The 22920-nt window shown below is 45.2% G+C and carries 32 protein-coding genes; 18 read left to right on the top strand and 14 right to left on the bottom strand.

The window, feature by feature from the left end:
• Positions 1-25: 25 nt before the first annotated feature.
• Positions 26-562, bottom strand: coding sequence for an anti-sigma factor (locus IPL83_15690; protein MBK9040578.1), 537 nt, complete (start codon positions 560-562; stop codon positions 26-28).
• Between the two features lie 172 nt (positions 563-734).
• On the opposite strand from IPL83_15690, the gene IPL83_15695 reads away from it, so the two are divergent.
• The gene (locus tag IPL83_15695) at positions 735-1646 is read left to right on the top strand and encodes a LysR family transcriptional regulator (protein MBK9040579.1); all 912 of its coding nucleotides are present in this window, start codon (positions 735-737) and stop codon (positions 1644-1646) included.
• 111 nt (positions 1647-1757) lie between these two features.
• Here the strand turns inward: IPL83_15695 and IPL83_15700 are convergent, their stop codons facing one another.
• The 3 genes from IPL83_15700 to IPL83_15710 all read right to left on the bottom strand — a co-directional run bounded on the left by IPL83_15700 (position 1758) and on the right by IPL83_15710 (position 3295).
• Positions 1758-2018, bottom strand: a complete 261-nt coding sequence (locus IPL83_15700; protein ID MBK9040580.1) for a DUF1398 family protein — start codon at positions 2016-2018, stop codon at positions 1758-1760.
• Complete coding sequence (locus tag IPL83_15705) at positions 1966-2091, bottom strand: TMEM165/GDT1 family protein (protein MBK9040581.1); 126 nt, start codon at positions 2089-2091, stop codon at positions 1966-1968. Before IPL83_15705 ends, IPL83_15700 begins: the two co-directional genes overlap by 53 nt.
• 397 nt (positions 2092-2488) lie before the next feature.
• On the bottom strand, positions 2489-3295 hold the full coding sequence (locus IPL83_15710) for a DUF4423 domain-containing protein (GenBank protein MBK9040582.1): 807 nt from the start codon (positions 3293-3295) through the stop codon (positions 2489-2491).
• A 149-nt stretch (positions 3296-3444) separates the two neighbouring features.
• Here IPL83_15710 and IPL83_15715 point away from each other — a divergent pair, with 149 nt between their 5' ends.
• Positions 3445-3858 (top strand): hypothetical protein, encoded by a 414-nt coding sequence (locus tag IPL83_15715; GenBank protein ID MBK9040583.1) that lies wholly within the window; start codon positions 3445-3447, stop codon positions 3856-3858.
• Positions 3859-3951: 93 nt separating this feature from the next.
• A complete protein-coding gene (locus tag IPL83_15720; GenBank protein ID MBK9040584.1) occupies positions 3952-5427 on the top strand; it encodes a hypothetical protein in 1476 nt (491 codons plus the stop codon).
• A gap of 20 nt (positions 5428-5447) precedes the next feature.
• Here the strand turns inward: IPL83_15720 and IPL83_15725 are convergent, their stop codons facing one another.
• The 3 genes from IPL83_15725 to IPL83_15735 form a co-directional block, all read right to left on the bottom strand.
• Positions 5448-5585, bottom strand: coding sequence for a hypothetical protein (locus IPL83_15725; protein MBK9040585.1), 138 nt, complete (start codon positions 5583-5585; stop codon positions 5448-5450).
• A gap of 659 nt (positions 5586-6244) precedes the next feature.
• Entirely contained in the window at positions 6245-6562 is a 318-nt protein-coding gene (locus tag IPL83_15730) for a hypothetical protein (GenBank protein ID MBK9040586.1), read from the bottom strand.
• Between the two features lie 2 nt (positions 6563-6564).
• Positions 6565-7485 (bottom strand): site-specific integrase, encoded by a 921-nt coding sequence (locus IPL83_15735; GenBank protein MBK9040587.1) that lies wholly within the window; start codon positions 7483-7485, stop codon positions 6565-6567.
• A 1146-nt stretch (positions 7486-8631) separates the two neighbouring features.
• Here IPL83_15735 and IPL83_15740 point away from each other — a divergent pair.
• Positions 8632-8745: an IS3 family transposase gene (locus tag IPL83_15740; GenBank protein ID MBK9040588.1), complete on the top strand. Its 114-nt coding sequence runs from the start codon at positions 8632-8634 to the stop codon at positions 8743-8745.
• A gap of 4 nt (positions 8746-8749) precedes the next feature.
• Here IPL83_15740 and IPL83_15745 read toward each other — a convergent pair whose 3' ends face one another.
• From IPL83_15745 to IPL83_15770, 6 genes are all read right to left on the bottom strand, one after another.
• Positions 8750-8974, bottom strand: coding sequence for a hypothetical protein (locus IPL83_15745; protein ID MBK9040589.1), 225 nt, complete (start codon positions 8972-8974; stop codon positions 8750-8752).
• On the bottom strand, positions 8964-9212 hold the full coding sequence (locus IPL83_15750) for a helix-turn-helix domain-containing protein (GenBank protein ID MBK9040590.1): 249 nt from the start codon (positions 9210-9212) through the stop codon (positions 8964-8966). The genes IPL83_15745 and IPL83_15750 overlap by 11 nt, the downstream gene beginning before the upstream one ends.
• Before the next feature lie 5 nt (positions 9213-9217).
• Entirely contained in the window at positions 9218-9499 is a 282-nt protein-coding gene (locus IPL83_15755; GenBank protein ID MBK9040591.1) for an AlpA family phage regulatory protein, read from the bottom strand.
• Positions 9499-9915: a hypothetical protein gene (locus IPL83_15760; GenBank protein ID MBK9040592.1), complete on the bottom strand. Its 417-nt coding sequence runs from the start codon at positions 9913-9915 to the stop codon at positions 9499-9501. The genes IPL83_15755 and IPL83_15760 overlap by 1 nt, the downstream gene beginning before the upstream one ends.
• Before the next feature lie 14 nt (positions 9916-9929).
• Entirely contained in the window at positions 9930-11402 is a 1473-nt protein-coding gene (locus tag IPL83_15765) for an AAA family ATPase (GenBank protein MBK9040593.1), read from the bottom strand.
• A 66-nt stretch (positions 11403-11468) separates the two neighbouring features.
• Complete coding sequence (locus IPL83_15770; protein ID MBK9040594.1) at positions 11469-12116, bottom strand: hypothetical protein; 648 nt, start codon at positions 12114-12116, stop codon at positions 11469-11471.
• 277 nt (positions 12117-12393) lie between these two features.
• Here IPL83_15770 and IPL83_15775 point away from each other — a divergent pair, with 277 nt between their 5' ends.
• The 7 genes from IPL83_15775 (at position 12394) to IPL83_15805 (ending at position 16291) form a co-directional block, all read left to right on the top strand.
• Positions 12394-12750, top strand: a complete 357-nt coding sequence (locus tag IPL83_15775; protein MBK9040595.1) for a helix-turn-helix transcriptional regulator — start codon at positions 12394-12396, stop codon at positions 12748-12750.
• Positions 12751-12755: 5 nt separating this feature from the next.
• Positions 12756-13367, top strand: a complete 612-nt coding sequence (locus IPL83_15780; GenBank protein ID MBK9040596.1) for a hypothetical protein — start codon at positions 12756-12758, stop codon at positions 13365-13367.
• Positions 13364-13870, top strand: a complete 507-nt coding sequence (locus IPL83_15785) for a thermonuclease family protein (GenBank protein ID MBK9040597.1) — start codon at positions 13364-13366, stop codon at positions 13868-13870. Before IPL83_15780 ends, IPL83_15785 begins: the two co-directional genes overlap by 4 nt.
• A complete protein-coding gene (locus tag IPL83_15790) occupies positions 13867-14628 on the top strand; it encodes a hypothetical protein (GenBank protein ID MBK9040598.1) in 762 nt (253 codons plus the stop codon). Before IPL83_15785 ends, IPL83_15790 begins: the two co-directional genes overlap by 4 nt.
• Positions 14629-14924: 296 nt before the next feature.
• Entirely contained in the window at positions 14925-15149 is a 225-nt protein-coding gene (locus IPL83_15795; GenBank protein ID MBK9040599.1) for a helix-turn-helix domain-containing protein, read from the top strand.
• Positions 15150-15196: 47 nt separating this feature from the next.
• A complete protein-coding gene (locus IPL83_15800; GenBank protein MBK9040600.1) occupies positions 15197-15550 on the top strand; it encodes a hypothetical protein in 354 nt (117 codons plus the stop codon).
• 192 nt (positions 15551-15742) lie between these two features.
• Complete coding sequence (locus tag IPL83_15805; protein ID MBK9040601.1) at positions 15743-16291, top strand: recombinase family protein; 549 nt, start codon at positions 15743-15745, stop codon at positions 16289-16291.
• A 229-nt stretch (positions 16292-16520) separates the two neighbouring features.
• On the opposite strand, the gene IPL83_15810 is transcribed toward IPL83_15805, so the two are convergent.
• Positions 16521-17186, bottom strand: a complete 666-nt coding sequence (locus IPL83_15810; protein ID MBK9040602.1) for a TetR/AcrR family transcriptional regulator — start codon at positions 17184-17186, stop codon at positions 16521-16523.
• A gap of 68 nt (positions 17187-17254) precedes the next feature.
• Between IPL83_15810 and IPL83_15815 the strand changes: the two genes are divergently transcribed.
• From IPL83_15815 to IPL83_15845, 7 genes are read left to right on the top strand one after another with little or no spacing between them, the layout of a single operon-like run.
• Complete coding sequence (locus tag IPL83_15815; GenBank protein ID MBK9040603.1) at positions 17255-18646, top strand: ABC transporter permease; 1392 nt, start codon at positions 17255-17257, stop codon at positions 18644-18646.
• Between the two features lie 32 nt (positions 18647-18678).
• Complete coding sequence (locus IPL83_15820; GenBank protein ID MBK9040604.1) at positions 18679-19395, top strand: outer membrane lipoprotein-sorting protein; 717 nt, start codon at positions 18679-18681, stop codon at positions 19393-19395.
• Positions 19392-20624, top strand: a complete 1233-nt coding sequence (locus IPL83_15825; GenBank protein MBK9040605.1) for a hypothetical protein — start codon at positions 19392-19394, stop codon at positions 20622-20624. Before IPL83_15820 ends, IPL83_15825 begins: the two co-directional genes overlap by 4 nt.
• Positions 20625-20636: 12 nt before the next feature.
• Entirely contained in the window at positions 20637-21320 is a 684-nt protein-coding gene (locus IPL83_15830; GenBank protein ID MBK9040606.1) for an ABC transporter ATP-binding protein, read from the top strand.
• Positions 21320-21931, top strand: a complete 612-nt coding sequence (locus tag IPL83_15835; GenBank protein MBK9040607.1) for a chalcone isomerase family protein — start codon at positions 21320-21322, stop codon at positions 21929-21931. The genes IPL83_15830 and IPL83_15835 overlap by 1 nt, the downstream gene beginning before the upstream one ends.
• Before the next feature lie 38 nt (positions 21932-21969).
• Complete coding sequence (locus IPL83_15840) at positions 21970-22374, top strand: hypothetical protein (protein ID MBK9040608.1); 405 nt, start codon at positions 21970-21972, stop codon at positions 22372-22374.
• Positions 22375-22382: 8 nt separating this feature from the next.
• On the top strand, positions 22383-22919 hold the full coding sequence (locus tag IPL83_15845) for a hypothetical protein (GenBank protein MBK9040609.1): 537 nt from the start codon (positions 22383-22385) through the stop codon (positions 22917-22919).
• Position 22920: the final 1 nt, after the last annotated feature.

The raw sequence follows: 22920 nt of genomic DNA on the forward strand, positions 1-22920 counted from the left end.
ATCTCCGATCTATTGAGTTATTGAGTTATTGAGCAATGTTATCAAAAATGAGTTCTGTTCCAGGGGCTGTTTCTCTTGGTATGTTGACCTTAAGAACCGCGAGGCCAGATGGATTCGGATCAGAATCTGGATAGGGCTCGACCGTAACGACGACATTGTGGCCCCCATCGACCAGATTGTGGCCCAAGGTAACAAAATCAGATCCTGGTACCTGTGGAAAATTCAGAGCCAATGGTCCTGCAAATTTTCCTGCTGCATCGGAGTCGATTCCGCCGTTTGAACGAAAGAGACCGGTGGAGAACTTTTTCCCGGTGCAATCGTCGACAATCCACCCTTCGTAAACCTGATTTTTTGGCAACTCAGGCAGATCAAGTGAAAATGAGCCAGAGCCTGGATCAATAAACCAAACACCCCTATTTGTTGGTCCATTGATTTCTGTCGGCGCCGCAATCAACACTTTTCCGTTTGCGCTCTTGAGATCCATGCTTCGCCCGTTGGCAATTTGTGTTCCCAAAACCCATCCCAGCAGACCCAGGCTTATCTTTATGTAGCAATGTTTCACTTTCCCCTCCTTTTATGCGTGTATTCGCACAATAGAAAGTACTTTGAAACAACCCGTGTGTAATGATTAGAGATACTTACTATTGAGATTAGCATGGCTAATCTTTAGGATCGTGAAAAGACCAGAAAGTCTACTTTCGTTTTAATCAGCGGCATGATAAACGAATTTGTATATGGCGCGAGACATCCATGTTGATCAAATAAAGAAGCTGTGGATATTAGATCTGGTCATCCAAAAGGGTAGCCTAAGGAAGGCTGCTCTTCATGCGAAAATTTCACCCAGTGCCATTTCGCAAACTCTTTCCTCTTTGGAGCAGGCATTTGGTAAATCTTTGCTTATCCGCGATCGTGGAAAGGCAATTCCGACCCAAGATGCATTAGCAATTCTCGAAATCGTAAGGCCTGCATTTGATGCGTTTGATCGTTTGCGATTTTACACCGGTGCACCTGCTCCAAAGATGAGTTGGCTAAATTTTGGAACCTATGAAAGTATAGCAATGGATCTATTGCCTGGTTTGATTCACAGCTTGAGGGAGAAACTGCCGGATCTGAGGCTTGGACTTCGGATCAGCAGGACTTCTCACCTTCTTACAATGGTGCGAAAGGGCGAACTCTGCTCTGCATTGATCGCTGAGGTCGATGATCTCCAGCGATTTTATGTGAAGGATGTTTCAGAAGATAGGTTGGGTTTGTATGTTTCGAAGGTCCACCCCATTTCAAATTACGGATGGAGCGCCATTCAGGAGTTTGGCTTCGGCTCTTTAGCCCCTGGTAAAGATGGCCTCCCGAGATATTTCACAAAGTTCGTCCGGCAACACGAACTCACAAAGCCTACGATATTGAGTGATAGCTTTGAAACTCTCCGTGCGGCAGCGGCGGCCGGCTCTATTGTAGCGGTTCTTCCCAACCGCGTGGCAAAGAGACTTGATGATTTAATTGAGATTTCACCAAAACGATCTAACGGAAAACTACCAAAGGAGACGGGACAACACAGGATCTACGTTGTCAGTCAGACAAACTGTGACAGAGCTGAAGCAGACTTTATTGCGGAAGTAGCAGGAAAACTCCTGAGCGATCATCGTTAGACGCTGGTGGAGACAAGCTGCTGAATTCAGAACCGAATGCATAGTTTGAGCGACCTGACCCATCCCTCGAAAATAACTGGAGCCTCTCGCAAAATTGGTCGCGTCCCTTATTTACTTTTTTACTTCAACGGCGGGATATTCTTCAAAGTACTTTTCGCCATTCACACCGTAGTAAATGACCTTACGTCCGACAAAATCAGCATCGTACCCAATGACTCCGGCTTGCCATGCGGATTGCAGAAACTCAGGAAACGTACTTCGACCCTCTTGATCAGTCCTAATCGCGGCAAGGAGAGCCTCGAGATTAAACTTTGGAATTTCATGAGTGCCCGTTACAAGAGGGCTTCCTTGTTGATCGCACTGCCAGCACAAGCGCTAGAAGCTGAGTTTTATCTCCCATCTCACTTACAAAAACCAAAATAAACGAATTGATTACCGCTTCTATGAAAACCTCACTTGAACCGAATTTTAGTCAATATGCAAAGTAGATGGTTCGAAACAAAGATTCAAGAGTTCAGTTGGCTCGAATGTTTTAGAAATTGGCGGAGAGAAGTCGGCGAATTTAGAACTGAAGCAATTTTGTGGGCCGCTTAACAGTCAACCCTCTGATACTCCACGACAAGATTCTGGTTCCCAATTTTGCAAATTCTGGTTCCGCGATGAAGCGATTCTGCTTCCCATTGTGGTTCAGAATATGAAGAGTGGCTCCCTGGGGACAAAAATGTCATCGACCAGCGGTCTTTTTGAGAGCCAATAGCTTTTGGGACGGCCAAAACTCGCTTGAGAGAACTACATCGAACGCTAAGTCAGGACAAAAAAATTAATAGACTGTTTTAACGGACTCATTGAATCAATTTATAGAAATCGAAATTCAATACATAGCCAGTTTCAACTTTAGATTCACCAACAATACTGACTGTCTTTTTGAGCGTATCGAGAATTGCTTCCTTTACTCGAAATGCGCCGTCATGGGATATGCTCAGACAGGCTGAATAATGCAGGTCCTCTTTGTTAAGAAATTGTAGGTTGGAAATACAGTGCATTCTCCAGTTGATATGATGCTTGAGAATCATTTCAGATTCATTCCCAAGATGAACATGGCGTGGCCCAGGCAGGAGAAGGTCCTTCTCACTCTTGAGCACTCCAATTCTCAAAAGAAACTCCACAATCTCGGCAACGCGCACCCTTGGGAGACGAAGGGCTTCCGCAAGCGATGGGACGGTCCGATAGTTGGGAAGAGAGCATAGAACGTGTGCGGCTCCATAAACGGCGCTTGAATAGAAGTGCTCCCTGTCTTTCTCCGAAATCGCATTATCGACATTAAGTCGCTTACTAATATTTAATCTCTCATCTCGCATTTTTTGAATTTTGGATTCAAAACGCTTCTTCAGTTTCGACGAACCAGCCCGATCTTGGAGCAATAGCAAAATAAAATATTCGCCCTCCTCCTCTGTGTGTCCAAAGAATGTGTTTATGGCCTCAGCCTGTTCAAGTGAAAACTCAGCTTTGCCTTTGAGGACTTGAGATACATACGTGGTGTGGATTTGAATTGCTGCTGCTAACTCTTTACGTGAACCAGAGCGGCTTCCTTCCGGTCCAAGCCGCGAGATTAAATATGCTCTGTAACTTAGAAATTCCCAGACCTGCATTCAACAATGATATCAATGTCTTGTACGTAAATAAATAAAAACTCTTATTAAAGCATGATAATTTATCAAATTAATCTATAAATATTGATGCATTGCATACATATTGGCCTCAGAAACGCGGCGACAACCGCAAAACAAAGGAGTACGAAATGAAAAAGGTAGTTTTGGCAATGGCGCTTGTGATGTTTGGAACAGCAGCCAACGCTATGAGTCCTGGCCGTTATGAACAGAAGCTCGGCGATGGTTCGACAGATATTCTGTTAATCAATCAAGACGGCTCCATGAGCATAGAGCAAACCAGGCAGATTGGCGGTCCAGGTGGGATTTCCAATGAGGGCGTAGTTCCCTATCCAACTGTGTGCCGAGTGAAAACGTGGGGCAAATTTGTTTCACAGGACGCACAGTACATTCAGTATCAAGCGAAGTATATGCACCAGACAGACTTGCCGGGCCTTCGAGAGACAGAAGAACATTGTGACCGATACATCGGGGAATTCAATGGCCGTGCGCTTACAGGTCAAGTTCGATTTTCCCTCAAAAAGTCTGATTACACTCGAAAGTAATCCGTCCTATGAATAGCTCGGCATCCGCGAATAGCAACGGCGATTCCGAGCTACCTAATTTTAAGCACAATGGTTGCACTAATGAGGCTAGTTATGGGTTCAATAAGGTTAAAAATCGCTATTATCGCGCTTATCGGCGTTACGATCATGTCCTGCACAAGGAATGTGACGAATAACGTCCCTGGTGCCAATCCTTCGACACCTAAATCCCAACCTTCCGGCCAAACGACCGCACCGAATGGGCAGTCTGAATATGGCGGCGTTATCAATGGTGGAGGCGGGAAAGGCGTACTTTGCAAAAAGAAAGATGGCCAGACCCTTGAAACGCTAGACCTCTATGAAGCTCGGACCCTTTATCATCTTACACTGCTTAATCTGGGGACTTCTGAAGAGACCGCGAAGGGAAAACTTGCAGAGCTTTTGGCTCGCCACTTTTGGAACCCATATAACGTCGAGATCTCGCTGTTCACAAGATACATGAAAGATTCGATGATTCAGGAATTTTTGAGCAACATTCGCTTCATTGAGTCAGGCAAAAAACTCAAGCTGGTAAACGATTCGTTTGAACCGACATTAGAAAACGGGTGTGAATCGGTTCAGATTGCATTCTACTACGATGAAAGCGTTCTGCTTGTAGATAAAGCTCTCTGGGAACAATTGAACTGGACTAACAAAATGGCTCTCATTGCACATGAAGCTTTGTACTTTTTGGCTCGTCAGAGTGGAACCAAGAATTCAATGAGCACCCGCAAGCTCGTTGGGTTGTTATTTTCTACAAAAGGGCTGCGGCCTTTGGCTGACGGTTCTCCGCGTGATTCTAAGAATTTCTTGGATTGCAAAGTAGAATCTAATGGCTTTTCTCGCGGGCATTTCTTTATGTACCCAGGGCAAGATCAAGATGGGACAAAAGGAATCGATTTGCTGTTCTTTGACCTGGGAACTGACGGCTCCTTGTTCAGGACGTCAGCGTTTGCGACAGATCTTTCCTTCGTTCAAATTCAGTCACCCCGATTCCTTGGCGTGCGAGAAGCTGCATTGATTAAAGATACGTATCTGGTTCGAGATCGAATCCGCCTGAACTTCAAAGGCATACGCGATGGTAGCCTCAAGGCTGACCTAAGAATTTTGCAAGGTGCGGGAAGTTCTATTGCGGCAAATTTTGATGTCACTTGTCCATTGCCCGCCGACTTCTCTGGCTTAGAGCCACAAGATACCGAGCCAGGTCGATTTGAACAAAAACACGGAGATGGTTCTATTGATGTTCTGACAATCAATCGCAATGGCTCTTTGATTTTAGAACAAACGCGCCAATTGGGTGGAACGGGTGGTGTCACCAACTTCGGCGTGGCTCCCTACCCAACAGTTTGCCGTTACAAAGAGTTCGGCATGATTCTTTCTCAGAATGACAACGAGATTCAGTACATGGTTACTTCCGGTGAGCTTGGCGATCTACAAGGACTTCGTGATACGCAACATTGCACTAGCTACATCGATGCCTTTAACAGGGAAGCTGCTGATGGTTCGCTTCGGTTTACAATTCGGAAGTCCGAATTCATCAAGGTTCAATAATAGAAAAGAATCGCTCCTTATTACCAAGTGAAGGTGTACTGCCCATCAACGTAGAAAATTTGCCCATAGATTGTGGCTGTTGACCCATTGTCGAGAACCACTTCGAGCTTTCCGTCGTAACAAACGGGAGCAATGCCAACGCTGGCGGTGTCAGGCATACCGAGACCGTTCCACCTTATGTGATCGCGCCAAGGGAGTTGATCACAAAAATGCCAAGATTAGTTTGGCCCGGAAAATTGCTTCGATTGCATTGTGCCTCCTGAAAAACAACGACAAGTACAACGAAAACTATTCTGATTATTTAAAGGAGCGCAAGAAGTTACGAAAAGAATTTCTTGAACAAAACTTCGGATGAAGTTCAAGGTGCAGGATAAGGCCCAATATTTTCTTGACGGTCTAACGATAAAATACGTCCATTTGAAGACTGGCACGCCTGCGCTTTTAATCCAGCATTGTTATGGCGCGAAATATCCAATGGAGCGGCATTATTATAAGTTGTCAGCCATCCCGAAGGGGACTTGGAGTCTGAAGAGGCCCAAGCAGAAGAATGAATGCGCTAGAAGCATAAATCCGATCAAAACAATGGAAGAGGTTCATAGAAAAACTTCCATGCATATTCGAACAAGAAAGATACTAGACACGACGACCGGGGATGCAAGCCTCAGATCTCAGTTTAGCCCAAGAAATTGGGACATGGAATACTATTACCTGAAGAAGCTTGCTTTCTTACAGAAGAGTTGGCGGATTCTGGAACCCGCTTTACATTTCAATAAGTTAGGTTTTACCGAAGCGAGTGTCTCCCAAAATCGTAATTTCGTCATGTGACGTCATTGCCTCTCGGCGATTTTAATAACCTCAATTTGATGAGTCCATTTTTTTGATAGTACTCCTCCCTTATCAGTTCAGCAGTTCGATCTAAATCAGCTTCATACTCCTCGACAGTAATTCCAGGAGACTCTTCCTGGATCGTACGCCAGTGATCCTCCCACTCCTCTTTTTCTAGTTTTTTAATCAAACGCTTTAACGCGGCTAGATGGCCACTCGGAAGTGAAACGATCTCTTTGATTCTGCCCATAGCAATCGACCTAGCTTCATTGTAGCCAGCACGAAAATTTGAAATATCCGTTTCAGTCATACTCAACTCCTATCTCCAAATAGCTTAACAACCTTTGCCATTGCCTCGTCGGCAGTAGTGAACTTCAACGAATCAGTGACACCTTCAACCTCAACCCCTGCCAAACGAATATATCGCTGCATGGTTTCGAGTTCCTTCCATCCACATATCTTCATCACCCTTGCGGCCTCGACGCCATTACGGAGCAGCTGTGTGGCAAAACAGGCGCGCAGCGCGTGAAAGTTCACTTCGGGGATTCCAATCAGTTTGCAGAACTCTCTCAGTACCCGTGCTTGTGACCCACGCTCCCAGTTGGTGATTCGCGGTAGGACGTAATTTGATGTTGCCGAATGCTTCGCTCGAAGCTCTTTCAGCAGTCTCGCAAGTTCGTCATTGATCGGCACTTCGCGCCAGTATCCGCCCTTTGTCGGTCCGATTCGTTTGAACCTGCCGTTGTATGACTTATTGATAAAAAGTCTCCGGCTATCAAGATCAACGTCACTCCATTCGAGAGCCAAGGCTTCACCGCTGCGGGTTCCAGTATGAAGACTGAATAACCAAATTGGATACCAGGGGTGGTTGTAACCTTGGGCTGCTTCTAGCAATTTTCTGATCTGCTGTAGATTGAGAATTGGCTTTTGCTTTTCGTGTTTGCGGCCGACCAGGGGGACGTCTTTCGCGGGACTATGCTGGATCCCTTTAATTCGGCCAGCAGTGATTGCCCAATCGTAGATCGTGTTCAGTGCACTTCTTAGCTTAAGTTGAACTCCACGCGACTTTCCCATCTCGAAATGAATATGGTGCAAACGCTGAACTATTTCAGTGGCGGTAATCTCAGACGCTGATCGCTTCCACCAGTCAGAGATGTACTTGCGAAGCACCTGACCGTAATCATCGAGCGTGGATTTTGTAATTACTCGAACGGTAAAAATTCTGTTTGTCACAACCCCGGTCTCCCAGTCTTCAATGATCTGACCAAGTGCGGAGCCCAAGTATTTAGAGTTCCCCAAAAATAGTGGACAGTTTTCTTCGAGCGGTTTAAACAAACCGATGGGAGATAACAATGAGTTCAAAGAGAAGGGTTTTTTCAGAAGAGTATAAGGCCAAGCCATTGATTTAGCAGAGAAAATGGGAACAACAAAGGCCTCACAAGATCTAGGTATAAATCCGGCAAATATTCGTCGATGGAAAATCGAAGCGCAATCAGGTCGCGCCGCTGCGAGCGGCGCAGAAACTATGAAGAACTGGAGCTTGAGGTTCGAGAACTCAGAAAGGAAAATAGTATTTGAACAAAGTCAGCGATGTTCTAAAAAAAGCCTAGGATCATATCAAAGGATCAAATGAGAAATTCCAAATGATTTTGGACCTTTCAAATGAAGTTCCTATCAACCGCCTGTGCAGACATTTTGGGGTGAGTACCAGTAGGTATTACCAATGGAAAGCGAATAGTCAGTTCAAATTCTTGACGAAAAAAAGGAAATCTGCAAGAGTGAGGAGATTTTCAAAGCTAGCAAAAGTACCTATATGGCTCACCAAGGATCTTTCATGAGCTGAGGAGCAAGGGATTTTCTGTAAGTGAAAATACTGTTGCGAAGTATATAGGGAGATGGGATTGGATGCCCGATTAAAGAAAATATCGAGTGAGAACGACTAATTCGAACCACGAGGGCCTAATTGCTTCCACGAGTTTTCAGGATCGAGGATGATCTGCCCAAAGACTCTAATCAGGTCTTTGCCGGAGATATCACTTATCTGAGATTTGGATCTGGCTTTTTCTATCTGGCCATAGTTCTCGATGTTTGTACCGAAAGTTGTGGGCTGGTCGGTCACTGACAGTTTAGAAACCACCGGGGTCTTGAATGCTCTGCAGATGGCATTGGCTAATTGCGGAAATAGAGCGAAGATCGTCTTTCACTCGGACCGCGGGATTCAGTACGCGAGCAAATTATTTTGGCTTTGCTAAAGAAGAAGGATGTGATTCCGAGCATGAGTCGCAAGGGAAACTGCTACGACAATTCGATTGTTGAGAGTTGGTTCAAGTCATTCAAGTCTAGTGTCTTTACCGTCATGACTACAAAACCGAAGCAGAGTTGAGAATCTTAGTTTTTGAGTATATTGAAACCTGGTACAATAAAAAAAGATTGCATTCATCGCTTGGCTATCAAAGTCCTTTGGAGTATGAATCAACACTAAATGCCGCCTGAGAAACTATCCAGTTTTTCTGGGGAATTCCATTTCACGGCGAGCTACTTCTCGTTGAGCCTCATCAATTAGCGCATCTCTGATTTTGATTGCCTGTTCAATCGTGCGAATGTTCTTACTACTCTCGCGCTGGGTAACAATCGCCGGATCGATCTTGCCCTTAACTTTGATCCTCACTAAAAACTGATGGGGCCCACTTTCTGCAATTTGCTTGATGCCTTTAGTATCCATACAAATTTCCGACCCGACATTTCTCTATCCACCGGTCCAATTCAATTTTCTTAAATAAGAGCCGACGGTTAACCTTGTATGCGGTGATTTGTTTGCGAAGAACTAGGTTTCGCATGGCTCCCTGTGATTTTCGCAAATAAACTGCGGCCTCCGGACACGTCATGTATGGGCTCTGGGGTTTGTTGAGACTCAAATTTTGCCCCGTGCCTTCGGCTCTGAGTGCAGATATCTTGTTCATGGACTTTATTCCCTTCTGCCCACGCTAAGTGGGCTCAAAGAAGTTGGATCATATCCCTCGACATCCCGGACGGCACCGGAGTGTCGATGCTTTTTTGCGGGCTCGTGAACCTGCTGCGAAAGCCATTTCTGAATTTCACTTTCATACCAACCCACAGCCCTAATGCCGATTCGACGACGCTTTGGGAATAGGCCCGCTTTTTCTTGGCGCGAGATTGTTGCCGTACTCAATCTAACCAATGCCTCTACTTCGGGACCTCTGAGTATTTTTTCTTTGAGGAGTTCCATTAGTGTAGCTCCTCAGAAGAAGTTGTGTCCGCTTCATTGAGATACCACTCGTAGTGGCCTGAGCCTATTTTGCCTTTGGTACCGACTCTTCGAGCCCTTAATCCCAAAGCGGCCTTAGCTCTTTCAAGTGTTCGCTCGGATATACCAAGCACAGCAGCTTGCTGCTTGAGATCCTTTGTCTCTGCTGGACCAGAAGCAACCGCCTTCAATAGGAAATCTTTAGCCTTCTCAAGGAGTTCTTGCTCGGCCTCTCTATTCGGATAGAGAACATCTTCAATAGTCAGGTCACACTTACCAGCCCAATCAAAAACTCCGTCGTCCAATCTGAATTGAACTGCTTGCGCCCTCTTTGACAGATTGGATTTAACATGGAACACGACGCGTATAGATTCATCCGTAGGATGTTCGCCCACCATTAAGATTGATCTTGCTACGGCAGCAAATCAATGGATCCAAGCCCCCGATAGATGGCGTGATCTTTGGAGCCTCCCTTGTTCAGATGACGTACTATCAATACGGAGCAAGAGTGTTTTTCTGCAATTCGCGCAACAGCCGAGAGTCGTTCCCGAACCTCATTTGCGCGATGAATATCAACCCGCCCCCCGATAAAGGATGTCATGGGATCAAAAAGCAGCAGTGCAGGTTTTTGAGCTGCAACCATCGATTCGATTTCAATAAGCCCCTTCTCATCAAAGACAATCGGCTTACTATAGATATGCACATGGTCCAGATTTGCCTTTAGCATTTTCAATCGCGGCACGATCGTATCTGCAGCACCATCTTCGCCACAGAAAACTATAACCTCATGGGAATCAATTTCAAAATCGAGGACCGGCGGCCAAGGATGCTCCCCTCTACTGATTGCAGCGACAATGGCCAGTGCTAGGTGAGACTTCCCAACGCCCGGATTACCGTCGAGCATAGTGATCTTGCTGATGGGGATTCGTGAGTCCCATAAGAAACTGATTTTTTCCACCAAAATATTAATTGCCCTCTGTAAGCCGCTAAAGCATTGATGAAGATCAAATTGTTTGGCGGCCTTCATTAGTTTGAGAAAGTCTGACTTTGTATGCCGTCTATCGAAGAAATACTCATCAGGATCTTTTGCATCTGGAAGTACTATGTTGAAGCATTTGCCGACTCCAACCCGCTTTGCGATCTCCAAGGCGGCATCTTGCCCAGGCTGATCAGAGTCCAGACAAAGAATGACTCGCTCCTTTTCGCGCAGCTGATCAATCCATGTCTGAGGAATGTTGCTGACTCCACCAGTAAGTCCCACGGCGTTTTTTATTCCTACCTGGTGAAGGGCAATCGTTTTAATCTCCCCCTCAGTCAGGATGATCTCATTAGAGTTCTTGAGAGCATCGTTATTGAAAAGAGTTTTTTGAGTTCCCTTCTCCTGTCGCCATTTTTTCTCAAGTGGCGGCAGTGATCGATACTTTATGTTTACTGCAACGCCGTCTTTGAAATGCGGTATTGATGTCCAACGTTCAGAGCCGCGTTTTTCGATTCCTAATTTGAAGTAATCAATCGAATCTTGATTGATCCCGCGAATTCGGTAAAACTGCTCCCCATCTAGGTTGCCCTTCAACTCACTGTGAAGCCTTAGTGCTGTCTTGGTTAGATCAACAACTTTATTTGCTTTTGACGGATCCTCCGTGAGGTTCTCAGTATTGCCCGCATGTTCCTGACTCCTAATTTTCGACTGGAGTTTGGAGAATGAACCAGACTCATCACAGACCCAGCATTTGAAGCATCCTTTTGTAGCATGGACTTCTAACTTTGAATTGCTGCTGCCGCAAAACAGACAGATCTTTAATTTATAATTGTTCTCGCTGCTGTCCATCTCATATTGGATTTGATGTTTATCCAGCAACTCTTTGACGTTCTTGTTTTTAGGCATTGTGCCTCCTTGTTGGAAGACAACCCTAAAGTAAGTGACCTTAAAATACTGTACGAGTATGAATTTTTATTTCTCTGTGATTTTTGGAACCTTTAGATGGCTGCGCATCTTGCCCAGCACTTCCGTGAAATTGCGATGGGATGTTCCGAGTGGTTCCCCAGCTAAATCAGGCCACCGGTTTCTTTGTTCATGTAAGCCTTTCGCCAACTTAGCAACTACAGGATTACGATTTTTATTTATGTATTTTTCTGGACCTTCTTTAAGAAGTTCCTTGGCGGCGGACAAAATGGCTTGATGGAGAGTTGGCCATTTTCGCCCTGTTCTACGGACTTTCTTAACTCCGTAGTTTTCAGTGACAACGCTGCCAATGTCGGAAATAACTGCATCTTTTATTCGCTCAACTTCTTGAGCTGAGATTCGCAGATCTCCTCTTGATAGAGAGTGATCATCAAAACGGCTGCTACCTTTGAGACGGAACTTTTTGATCTCTGGCGGATACTTAAACACAACTCGGTCGATCGTTTTGTCCGCCGCCGCCAAGAGCGGCCGCCATGATTCTTCGTCAAGAGGGTGATAGTTGTCGTGGTCATACTCTGACCGAGCTTCAATCCTAACGGGGTTATCGAGCAGCCAATCGCAGAGGGTATCAGTTGTAGTATCAAAATGCTTAGCAGCATCCCTCAATGTGAGGTATTTGACCTTCTTCAAGCTCATTGTGTCTCCCAATCACATCCCAAAAAGAAAACTAGTGCCAGGTCGGTGGGATACCAACTCTTCAAGCCGTCGCTCTAGGCACAGTGACCTTATAGCTTAAAAGAGACGGGCTGATCAAGCGACCATACTCTAAGCACAGCATCCCAAATCAGTTCGCTCCGGTGCTATTTGCAATCACCTCATTGAAAATAAGAAGAACCGAATCGAAACGGATAACCGAAACTGACCTCTTGGTCGATTTTGATAAGCCCGAGAAGACTTTTGGAGGAATTCGTCATTGGCAAAGCGTAAACCTGCAAGAAAACGAATAGAGAGTCCATTTCGTAAGAATCTAAAGAAGATTCTTGAGGAGCGGGGCATAGCTCAAAAGGCAGCTGCAGCTATTGCAGAAGTGACACCTGCTACCATGTCGGACTGGGTATCGGGTGGTTCAGTTCCACACGACCATCAAAAAATACAAAAACTTTGTCGAGCTTTGAAATGTGACTTTGAGTGGCTTCTTACTGGTAGCCAGAGCCGCACTGACATTAAAGACATCTCAATGACCGAACTATTTGACAGTGAGCCTGACCCGTCCTTCAGCGGCATTTTTGAAATCAGCGCAAAACGGTTGCGGCGTAAGACTAAGGAGTAATACCTATGAAGACGATATTGTTCATCCCCTTATTGATGACGTCGATTGCTTTTGCAGAGGGCAAATACAACCCTGTTGTGATCGGCGATAAGAACGTTGAGACCACTGCGACCAAAACACCATCTGCCATTGAGTCGGCCATTCAAGATCATGTAGTTGCCGAACTCGGAGACCAACCAAGATATAAAAGTGGCGGCAAGAGGATGCTATCGATCAATTTGATCGAACAGGTCGCCGGACCGAACAAGGGCAAAATCCTTGCGGATGTCAGTTACATCGCCGACCCCAACATCGTTGGTGTGATCAACAAAGACGGGCTGATCATCGATGCAATGAGATTGCTCAAGGTCATTTCTCAGGACAAGAGGATCAAGGCGAAGAAGATCGTCACTGTCCTGCTACGACCATACGTGGTCACAATCGACAATAAGACCTCTGAACAGGTCGCCAAATTTCAGATCGACTTATCGGCCCTCGCCGGAATCAAATGGGACCAGATCGACGGCGCAAAATTCGAAACGATCTTAAGCTCCAAAGGCAGCATCACGATGGCTCCCTACATGGTTCAGAACGGTGGTAAATTTCTGATTCTCAAACGGGAGCAACTCGATCTATGAAAACACTTCTCTTGGCTGCCATCTTGATGATTGCCGCTCCGGCTTTTGCCGAACTCGACGAGGTTCTTTCAGTAACCAAAGACTGCAAGCACGATTCGACAACTTTCCGCTGCGTAAAATTCATTAAAAATTATGATGCTGACACGATCACCGTGAAGATTCCCGATGTTCATCCACTGCTTGGTGAGAAAATATCCGTCAGGGTTCGAGGAATCGACACCGCTGAAATGAAGGGCAAGTATCCTTGTGAAAAGGATCGGGCCCGTGAAGCTCAAGAGCTTGTAGGCAAGACTTTAGAAGCAGCAAAGCGAATAGACCTCAAGAATGTTGATCGAGACAAATACTTCAGAGTTCTGGCCGATATATTCATTGATGGCAAATCACTGAAGGATCTGCTCACGGAAGCAAACCTTGGGTATTCCTACAACGGTGGGACCAAAAGAGATGTGAACTGGTGTGAGTTCGGTAAAAAGAGAATCCCGGCATCAAAGGACACTCAATGAAGCGGATGATTCTTTTAGCTCTGTTGATTACGGGGTGCTCATCGGTTCGGAAGATTGATGGCAATCAGTTTTTAGATCACGAGGCCAACGAGCGGACAAATCTTCCACAGCATGGCTTCCTTAAGGCCGATCCTAACCAAGATGTTTGCGGCAAGGACTCAACCATTCGCGGTGGATATTTTGTCATCCCCAGAAAAGCCAGGTCCGGCGAGACAGAATCTGAATTTAACAGGTACCTAGTTGCCGAACAGATTAGAGCTCGAGTTTGCGCCAAGGTCAGCCTGTGGTGCTCAACTCAAACCGATCTCTTATGCAGGGCCGATGACCAAAATTGCAAAGATGAGAACGGCCGCATGGGACAACGATCAACTTGCAGAGTAAAGCCCGGCGACTTGTCCGATGGCAAACTCAGTCCCATCCTTGATAAAAGCGGTGATGAGCCCCGTATAATGTGTGGGACTGCTCAAGATGAATATATCGCACCTCTTGCGTGGACCACATCGACCAATAAAGCCTTTGTCAGAGATCGAACCAAGTGGATCCAGTTCTGCCAGAAGTTCAGGCCAGAAGACGAGTGCGCTGCAATCATTAAAGAGAATGAAACATCATCTTTTTTAATCCAACCGGATGCAACTCGTTGGGTAATTGATGTGCTTGTGAATGAGAAGGCTGTCGTAAAAGAAGACGGAGATGCGATATATTCGACTATGGAACTGAATGTCGCGCCAGCTTGTGAACTGATGGAGAAGCGGCACTAGGCAGTCAAAATAGGCACCCCCAAATTCTGATACAAATCCACCCTATTTTGAACGTTTCACCCCCTCTTACCCCCATCACACCCTAACGAACAACTTTTCAGAATAAACGCTATTTTTAGGCATAGCCATCGTCGTGCGCCGCTGTAATTTACTGAAACCTTGAATGATTTTGTCATCGTGTTCAAAAGACGTGGGGTATGCGTTCTGATTTTCAAAACCCGGGAACTCGCCCTTGTCTTGATGGTGATCAAAATTGCTCAAATGTGAGGTTTGGTTTACACTTTCAACAGGGGGTGATGATGAAAAATCCACTGAGAGCAGCCAGAGATTTCTACAACGAGAAATATAAACGAGATCAACTCACTCAGACTGAACTTGCTCGCCGAGCAGGAGTGAGCCGAGAGACTGTCATTCAACTCGAAAAGGGAACGACTATGCCGAGAGTCGATCTAGCAATAAAACTTAGAAGAATCTTGAAGGTGCGATCCGTTGAGACTTTGTTTGTTGTGCCAATGGAATAGACTAGGCATACCCCTTTTGTTACAATTAAAAGAGCCAAGGAGGGGATATGCCATACGACCTAGACAACCCATTCAAAGAAATTCTTGCTCGCAAATCGCGGCCACTAGCCAACGCTTCCAATGATGCGAAGAGGATGTACCGCTGGGAAAAGCAGAGGCACTTTCGAGCACACCTGCCGCTGACGTTTGATTGCCTTAACAGCCTCGATATGGGAGCCCTTCGCTTTCTTGGTAGTCAGTTCAGAAGTTACATCGGTGAAGAGGCGCAGGAGTGGACGCATAACGATTACGTCAGGTTCATTGGTGGGGTTCAGCATGAACCGATCAATCTGATTCCAGCAGACCCAATTCCATTTGGAGAACTGCCGGTACTTAGAAAAGCCGAAGGCTTTGGGATCTGATCATCGCGCAGGACTTATAGCCACAGCTCGTAAACGCCCTCTCCTGCCACGCAAAATCGAGTTTGCGCCATACCCTCTTTTGTTCCTTTGCCTGGTCCCTTTTGAACCGGAAGATCGGTCTGAAAACGAACGTATTGGGAACTTCGGTTCGGAGGCCGTGTCTTCATTCACATAACGGGAGAGAATAGGGACATGGCAAAACAATATGTGTACGCGAGAGTCTCGACCCAATCTCAAGAAACTGAAAATCAGGTGATCAATCTCAAGAGGCAATATCCAGATGCCACGTTTGTCGAAGAAGTTGCCAGCGGCGCGAAGGCACGGCCCGAGCTTGAAAAGTTGGTTCAACAACTTCAGCGCGGGGATGAACTTATCGTATCAAGTTTAGATCGATTGGGTCGCAAGACGGCTGAGATCCTGACATTGATTGATAGCCTTGAAAAGCGAGGGATCATTTTGAAGAGTCTGCGTGAGGGGCTCGACTACTCGACAATCAGTGGACGGCTGGTCACGCAAATCTTGGTATCGGTGTCAGAACTAGAAAGATCTTTGATTAGCCAAAGAACTAAAGCGGCATTGTCGGCCAAGCGTGAAAAAGGAATCATAGGTGGCCGACCCAGAATTCACGGCCAAGAAGTTGTCGCTCGTGCTCGCGCACTAAGAGCGGAGGGTAAATCCCTTGCGGCCATATCTCAATTGGTCGGCATTTCAAAGACGCGATTGCATCAACTGCTGAAGTAACCCCCCCGGTGTCTTTATTTAGGATAGTTCTCAGGGGATCAAGGCCACTCTGGGCTGTCAGTAATTTTTTTATTCTAGTGCTTAATCTAATTGCTATCCTCTTGTACATCAATTTGGAAGGTTAAATGTCTGGATGAAGTCTTATAACATTCTATAAAAACCAATAACGATCATAGCTTCCCCTATGTACCGTCTGTAGAACCCATTCCTAGACAGTTAGAGAGAGGACTCAGCGCGGGCCGATTCCATTCATTAAAACATCAAAAATTTCCGCAATTTCATCTTCGTCGTTCCATTTTGGATTGGATCCCATCACGTGCTTTGCCAAAACATAAGCCATGATGATTGACAGCATGGTTCTTGCGACAGTAGCAGATTTAAGGTTACTCCTGATTTGACCTGACTTTTGCAGACTCTCCACGGCTTGCACAGCTTCTGCCCAGAGCTCTTTTTCCCACAATTTCACGACTTGGTCCCGCAGCGCCTCGTTCTTCAAAATTTCGCCCAAGATAAATCGAATCTTTCCTTTATTTTCACTCGCCATATTCAGCCGATCACGAAAAATATTTTTAAACATTTCTGCAATGCCCGTATCTGAATTTTTCAAAAGAACTTTTAACTTATTAATCTGGATCGGTACCACAACCTTGAGCAAGACCGGAAACATCACCCGCTTAAGCAGGTCATCCTTCGACGGGAAATAGCGAAATAATGTACGCTCGGTAACTCCGGCCTTTCTTGCGATCTCTGCTGTCGGTGTATCAGAGGCCCCTTTTTCTGCAAACAAGCCTTCAGCCGCAGAGAGTATCGATTTCTCTTTTTGAGACAAAGCTTGGTCATATCGCGCGGCCTCTTCAATCAGATCCTGCATGTTAATTCTTTTATCTTTTCGCACCTTTAGCACCTCGTTTATGAAATTCACCCAACGTTATTTTGGGCATAAGTATAGTATTCACTATACTTATGAAAAACCTCTGGTATAGTAACTACTATACAACAGAACAACTCACACAGCAAGGTGGGCAAGAGATGTTAGACCTTATTAAAGTAGCTATACGCAATGTCGGTCGTAATACGAGGCGAGCCCTTATCACCATGATCACTGTTTTTATCGGGGTTTTTGTGGTGGTCGGAATTCGAGGCCTATTGAATGGCCTACAAGACGAAATTAAGGGCGGGCTGACTCGAAAAATGCACGGTGACATTCAGGTTCATCGCTTAGGATATGAGGATACCCTAGAAGCCAATCCTTATAAGATTCTTCTTCCATTTTCAGAGACCATTATCCAGACTATAAAAAACACAGAAGGTGTGGCCGAATTTACACCTCGCCTTAAAGTTATGGCCCTTTTAAATCACCAGAAAAGTCAGTCGACTACTCCGGTCATTATTAATGGGTTTTCTTCTAAGACAGAACTTGCCGTTGTACCACGGTTTCAGGACTCTTTGCAGCAGGGTAAGATGATAGACTCTGAGCTAGAAAAAGCAGCCGAGACTGTTCAGGATGACGATTTAAATGAAGCCAAAGGCCTTGATGATCCGGCACCACAACACAAAGTTTTACCCAAAGCCGTGGGCTACCATCAACTGATGGTTACGCCTAGTTTAATGCGCGGATTGAGTGCTGAAATTGGTGATGAAGTTGTGGTTCTTTTGCAGGACAAGGACAATATGCAACAAGCCGTGGTGGCGACACTGGTGGGCGTGATCGATTTTGCCATGCCTGGTGCCCAAGCTCGGATGGCCTGGATGGATTTTAGCACGCTACAGGCGACAGCTGGGGTAATGGGACAAGCTTCTGAAATCGCCATCCGAATCCATGAAAAAGCAGAGGATGAAGTTGTCAAAGAAAACTTAACGAAAAAACTGGATGCAAATCTAACAGTTCAAACGTGGGTAGAGCTTGCCGGCTTTTTGCGGGATTCGCTGATCTTGCAGAATGTAATCTTCAATCTGGTGTTGTTTATCGTATTTTCAATTATGATTTCTGCCATCGTGAACACGTCACTGATGACCGTGATGGAGCGTACTCGTGAAATTGGAACATTGATGGCGTTGGGTTATCGAAGAATCCACATCACTCTTCAATTTCTGATCGAATCCGTGGTCATTGGACTGATTGGTGGTATGGCCGGAATGATATTGGCTGTTTCGATCTTGCTCTATCTTAATGCGAAGGGCTTGGTTTTTGCCCTGCCTGGCCAAACCGTCGCGACGGTCCTTTACCCTAGTGTCAGTATTTGGTTCCTGATTAATGTTTTTTTTCTAGCATTGGCTTCGGCTTTAGTGGCTAGCTTTATTCCGGCCTACAGAGCTAGCAAAATGAAGCCCGTGCAAGCTCTGACCTCTAATTGATTTGGATTTTATGGCTTCGCCTGGAGGACACTATGAAGTACATGTTTTTAACTCTTATACTTTCTTTGACTACAGGCTATGCCTATGCCGAATCTGCAACCGAGATTGTTGCTAAAGTAGAAAAGAATTTGTCGCCACCCAACTTTCGGGCCCTTTATCAATTCACAAATCATCGCTTAGACGGCACGGTTGCAACCTATGATGTTCGATTTTCAATCAAAGATGCCAACCATAGCCATGGCTACTTTCTAAAGCCCGAGCGCGAGAAGGGCCGCGAAACTCTGCGCTTAAAAGATACAATCTGGACCTACATGCCCAGTGTTGCCAGAGCCGTTCGAGTTGCTGATCGCGAAAGTTTTGCTGGCGGCGATTTTTCAAATGCTGACGTACTACGGGTCGATTGGCTTGCGCAGTACAATGCCACCTTAGCGAAAGACAGTAAAAATCAAAGCATTATTGATTTGGTCGCAAAAAACAGCGATGCGGCTTACGCCAAGATGCGACTTTGGGTGGATAAATCCACAACACAACCGGTGCAACAGTATTTTTACGATACCAAAGGGACACTTTTGAAAATCTGCAAATATGGATCAGTCAAAACCTTTGGCAGCATCTCGCGCCCTACGCGAATGGAAATGGAAAACGTGATCACCAAACAGAAATCCGAAATGCAAATTATTGAACTTCACTTTGATAGCAAACTTCCAGACGGACGTTTCGTCGTCGATAATCTTGGAAAAGAAATATGATCCCCCTGAATCGCCAGATAATGGTAATTGGTCTTTTTCTACTTTCCCTAGGAGCACTGAATACTTTTGCTGCTGCCCCCGAGGTTATCGAGGAGGCAGAGGGACTTGCTGAAGAAAACCCAACGACAGAGGTGCCTCACGACCAGGCTTCATCTGCTCTAAATCAGCATCGTACCAGAGCCTATGTTTTAATCGATGGCTCACAATCCATCGGTGGTTCCGATGATCAAATATATTTTCCCAATGCTCAGCTGAGTTTCTCGGGGGACTTTCAGCTCAAGACACAAAGTTTTCTTCTCGTTGATGCGGTCGGAAACTATGACAACAAAAATAGAGAATTTGATTACCTCCTTAAGCAAGTTGGATTTCGCTCGCGACTAAGCGAGAGCGTCCAATATTTCGTTGGCAAAGAGCGAAATCGCCGATCTCCGGGATTGATTGTGTCCCCAAGTGATTTTATCTATTCAAATACGAATCTACCTGGCCAGCGAGAGGATCGAAAAGGAGTTTGGCTTGCACGAGTTTCATATCAACAAATCAATCATAGCTTCGATGTCATTGCCTTGCCCGTTCAATATGAAACCTCTGAAGGATTGCCTGAATCTCGTCAGGACAGCACCGACGGTGCCGTTCGTGGTTTAAAACAGTTCGACAATCTCGATATTAGCTTCATGCTGGGCCGGTATCTGGGAATTCGTCGAGCTGGAATGTCTGCTCAAACCCTTCTAGAAAATAAATACAAATTCTATCTAGAGCTCGGCACGCAAGAAGAATCAAAGCTCTACAATAATACAACAAGATCAAACCCAATCCAAACTCTTCTCGGCGCGGACTTTGAAGGCAGCGAAGATTTTTCTTTACGCATAGAATATTATGAAAATGGTCAGGGACTCAACGCGGATGAATTTTCTCAAATGGTGCGAACTTTTGCGCTTTTTCCTGCTATCACGGCAAGCCGAACAGGTCCGCTAAATCCTTTTTTACGTCAAAAATATCTTATTGCGAGCCTGTCTGTGCCGGAAATTCACGACAGATATAACCTGACGCTATCAGCAATTAAAAGTCTCGAGGATGACTCAAGCCTTGGGATTTTTAGATTTGAATATATCGCCAGTGACAAACTTCTGATGGGTCTGAGCCTAAGCCAAGTTCAGGGCGGAATTGGGTCACAATATCAATATCGTAATTATGACCATCAAACCACAGTGGATCTGAAATACTCTTTTTAAAATGGAGAATTTATGATTGAACTAAAAAATGTCTCGAAGACCTACAAAACCGGAAAAACTTTCGTGCAAGCGCTAAAGTCAGTCAACTTCAGTATTCACAAGTCGGATTTTGTTCTGATCCGAGGCCCTTCAGGGTCAGGCAAATCTACATTACTCAACATCGTTGGTCTGTTGGACAATCCCAGCGAGGGCGAGATACTGCTGAACGGAAAGCCTGTGAGCTTCGATGATTTTGATAAACTAGCCACTTTGCGCTCAAAAACAATTTCATTTATTTTTCAGTCGTTCAATTTAAATCCTGTACTGACACTTGAAGAAAACGTCATGGTGCCACTTATGATTCGCACAGACCTTACTCGAGAAGAAAAGAAGCGTCGAGTTTCTGATTGGATTAAGAAGACCGGGCTTTATGAACACCGCCATCATCGCCCCGATGAATTATCCGGTGGTCAGCGCCAACGGGTGGCGATCGCGAGAGCCATGGTGACTGAGCCCGAACTGGTCATTGCTGATGAGCCCACGGCTAACCTAGACTCTAAAACAGCACGCTCAATCTTAGAATTTATGAAACAACTCAATCAAGAAAAAAAGGTGACGTTTCTATTTGCCACCCACGATCCGGTGCTAGACGAATTTGCGAAGACGCACGTTGAGATCAAAGATGGAGTTTTAACCATAACGGGAACAAACAGCTAATGACAGCGTTCACTCGAAAATCAAATATCATCACATGGATATTTGTTTGCTTAATCGCGAACTACGTGTGCTCTGCACAGGCGGTAGAGTTCGAGGGCTTCGAGTTTCCTAGTGCTATTAAAATTGAAAATGAAACATTGGTGCTTAACGGTTTGGCGATTCGCAAGGCGACTATTTTTAAGATCAGAGTTCTGGTCGCGGCACTTTATTTGCCCGAGGTATCGAGTGATGCTGAATCTATTCTGAATTCATCTGGACGCAAACAATTGCAAATTCGCTTTCTCAAAAATCTGAGCGCAAAAACCATTGGTAATACCTGGGCAGAACAACTGATGAAAAACTGCACTAAGGATTGCAATCTCATTATGCAAAAGTCCAAGGAATTAGAGGGCCTTCTAACCGACATTAGAGATAAAGATTTGTTAATAATCACCTTCTCCAAGATACAGGTCACAATAGCTGGGAGCAATCAGAAGGGCGGCATGATTGAGGGTGCCGAATTCGCACAAGCTTTTCTGCAAATATGGATCGGATCAAATCCTCTCAACGAGGACTTAAAAAAGAGTTTGCTTACATTACCAACAAAAAAATTAAAAGGAGCCGTAATATGAATAAAAAAGAAGAATTAATAGATGGTAAAGAGGGCATGTTGATTGGTCGGAAAAACTTGATTGCGGGTTTTTGGGTCATGGCTACATTTATGTTTTTGGGATTTATATTGGTCTATCTTAGGGACTTTGCGCCGGGGGCTGCGGAATGGGCCGCGCAATACTCAACGGGCAAGCATTTTGAAACTCGCTTGGCGCACGTACATGATACTTTGTTTGGATTTTTGAATATAGTTATTGGGTATTTGCTTTTCCAAATCCGAATTTGTAGAAAAGGCGCCAGAGTCATATCCATTTCGGCACGATTAGGAGTGTTGATGCCATTTGGAATTTTGGGAGAGGTCACATTGGGAACATCGCCCATCTTTGTACTGGTTGGCGCCGGCAGCATGACTTTCTCGATACTGCTTTTTGGTTTTGCAATTTTTAGACACAAACAAGCTTGAGGGTAAAAATGAAAAATAAACTTGGAATAATTTCTCTGATTTTGTGGGTCCTGACCGTGGGTCTATTTGCCATATTTTTTGTCAAAGGTACGACCACTGTTAGTTCAGACCAGCGACGGGCAATATTGTTATCACCTAGTGAAAAGGACCTTGTCCTAGGTGAAATGCGAACAATGCTGACAGCTGTGAACGGAGTGCTTGGGGCATTGAGCGAAAATGATATGAAAAAAGCGGCTCTAGCGGCGTCTTCAGCTGGAATGGCAATGGCCGTCGACACCAGTCCCATACTAATGGCAAAACTGCCCTTAGATTTTAAGGAATTGGGAATGGGAACTCACAAAGCCTTTGATGATATTTCAACTGCCATTGGTAAGGGTACCACTCTGCCAGAAATTTTAAAGAGCATGCATCAAATTACAAATAGATGCGTGGCTTGCCATGAGGTTAATCGATTGGCTTCTACAGAGTTGCATTTTAATAAGATGCAAAATCAATTTGCTCTAAATATGGAGAAAAACTATGAGTGGAAAAATTATAAGCACTAAA

It is taken from the genome of Bdellovibrionales bacterium, assembly GCA_016716765.1.
GTDB lineage: Bacteria > Bdellovibrionota > Bdellovibrionia > Bdellovibrionales > UBA1609 > JADJVA01.

Coding starts and splice junctions, on each gene's coding strand:
- IPL83_15800 (MBK9040600.1), top strand. CDS start 15,197: ATGCCATACGACCTAGACAACCCATTCAAAGAAATTCTTGCTCGCAAA.
- IPL83_15725 (MBK9040585.1), bottom strand. CDS start 5,585: ATGCCTGACACCGCCAGCGTTGGCATTGCTCCCGTTTGTTACGACGGA.
- IPL83_15765 (MBK9040593.1), bottom strand. CDS start 11,402: ATGCCTAAAAACAAGAACGTCAAAGAGTTGCTGGATAAACATCAAATC.
- IPL83_15830 (MBK9040606.1), top strand. CDS start 20,637: ATGATTGAACTAAAAAATGTCTCGAAGACCTACAAAACCGGAAAAACT.
- IPL83_15820 (MBK9040604.1), top strand. CDS start 18,679: ATGAAGTACATGTTTTTAACTCTTATACTTTCTTTGACTACAGGCTAT.
- IPL83_15845 (MBK9040609.1), top strand. CDS start 22,383: ATGAAAAATAAACTTGGAATAATTTCTCTGATTTTGTGGGTCCTGACC.
- IPL83_15750 (MBK9040590.1), bottom strand. CDS start 9,212: ATGAACAAGATATCTGCACTCAGAGCCGAAGGCACGGGGCAAAATTTG.
- IPL83_15795 (MBK9040599.1), top strand. CDS start 14,925: ATGATGAAAAATCCACTGAGAGCAGCCAGAGATTTCTACAACGAGAAA.
- IPL83_15825 (MBK9040605.1), top strand. CDS start 19,392: ATGATCCCCCTGAATCGCCAGATAATGGTAATTGGTCTTTTTCTACTT.
- IPL83_15755 (MBK9040591.1), bottom strand. CDS start 9,499: ATGGAACTCCTCAAAGAAAAAATACTCAGAGGTCCCGAAGTAGAGGCA.
- IPL83_15720 (MBK9040584.1), top strand. CDS start 3,952: ATGGGTTCAATAAGGTTAAAAATCGCTATTATCGCGCTTATCGGCGTT.
- IPL83_15760 (MBK9040592.1), bottom strand. CDS start 9,915: ATGGTGGGCGAACATCCTACGGATGAATCTATACGCGTCGTGTTCCAT.
- IPL83_15715 (MBK9040583.1), top strand. CDS start 3,445: ATGAAAAAGGTAGTTTTGGCAATGGCGCTTGTGATGTTTGGAACAGCA.
- IPL83_15785 (MBK9040597.1), top strand. CDS start 13,364: ATGAAAACACTTCTCTTGGCTGCCATCTTGATGATTGCCGCTCCGGCT.
- IPL83_15805 (MBK9040601.1), top strand. CDS start 15,743: ATGGCAAAACAATATGTGTACGCGAGAGTCTCGACCCAATCTCAAGAA.
- IPL83_15835 (MBK9040607.1), top strand. CDS start 21,320: ATGACAGCGTTCACTCGAAAATCAAATATCATCACATGGATATTTGTT.
- IPL83_15710 (MBK9040582.1), bottom strand. CDS start 3,295: ATGCAGGTCTGGGAATTTCTAAGTTACAGAGCATATTTAATCTCGCGG.
- IPL83_15780 (MBK9040596.1), top strand. CDS start 12,756: ATGAAGACGATATTGTTCATCCCCTTATTGATGACGTCGATTGCTTTT.
- IPL83_15745 (MBK9040589.1), bottom strand. CDS start 8,974: ATGGATACTAAAGGCATCAAGCAAATTGCAGAAAGTGGGCCCCATCAG.
- IPL83_15695 (MBK9040579.1), top strand. CDS start 735: ATGGCGCGAGACATCCATGTTGATCAAATAAAGAAGCTGTGGATATTA.
- IPL83_15730 (MBK9040586.1), bottom strand. CDS start 6,562: ATGACTGAAACGGATATTTCAAATTTTCGTGCTGGCTACAATGAAGCT.
- IPL83_15815 (MBK9040603.1), top strand. CDS start 17,255: ATGAAAAACCTCTGGTATAGTAACTACTATACAACAGAACAACTCACA.
- IPL83_15770 (MBK9040594.1), bottom strand. CDS start 12,116: ATGAGCTTGAAGAAGGTCAAATACCTCACATTGAGGGATGCTGCTAAG.
- IPL83_15790 (MBK9040598.1), top strand. CDS start 13,867: ATGAAGCGGATGATTCTTTTAGCTCTGTTGATTACGGGGTGCTCATCG.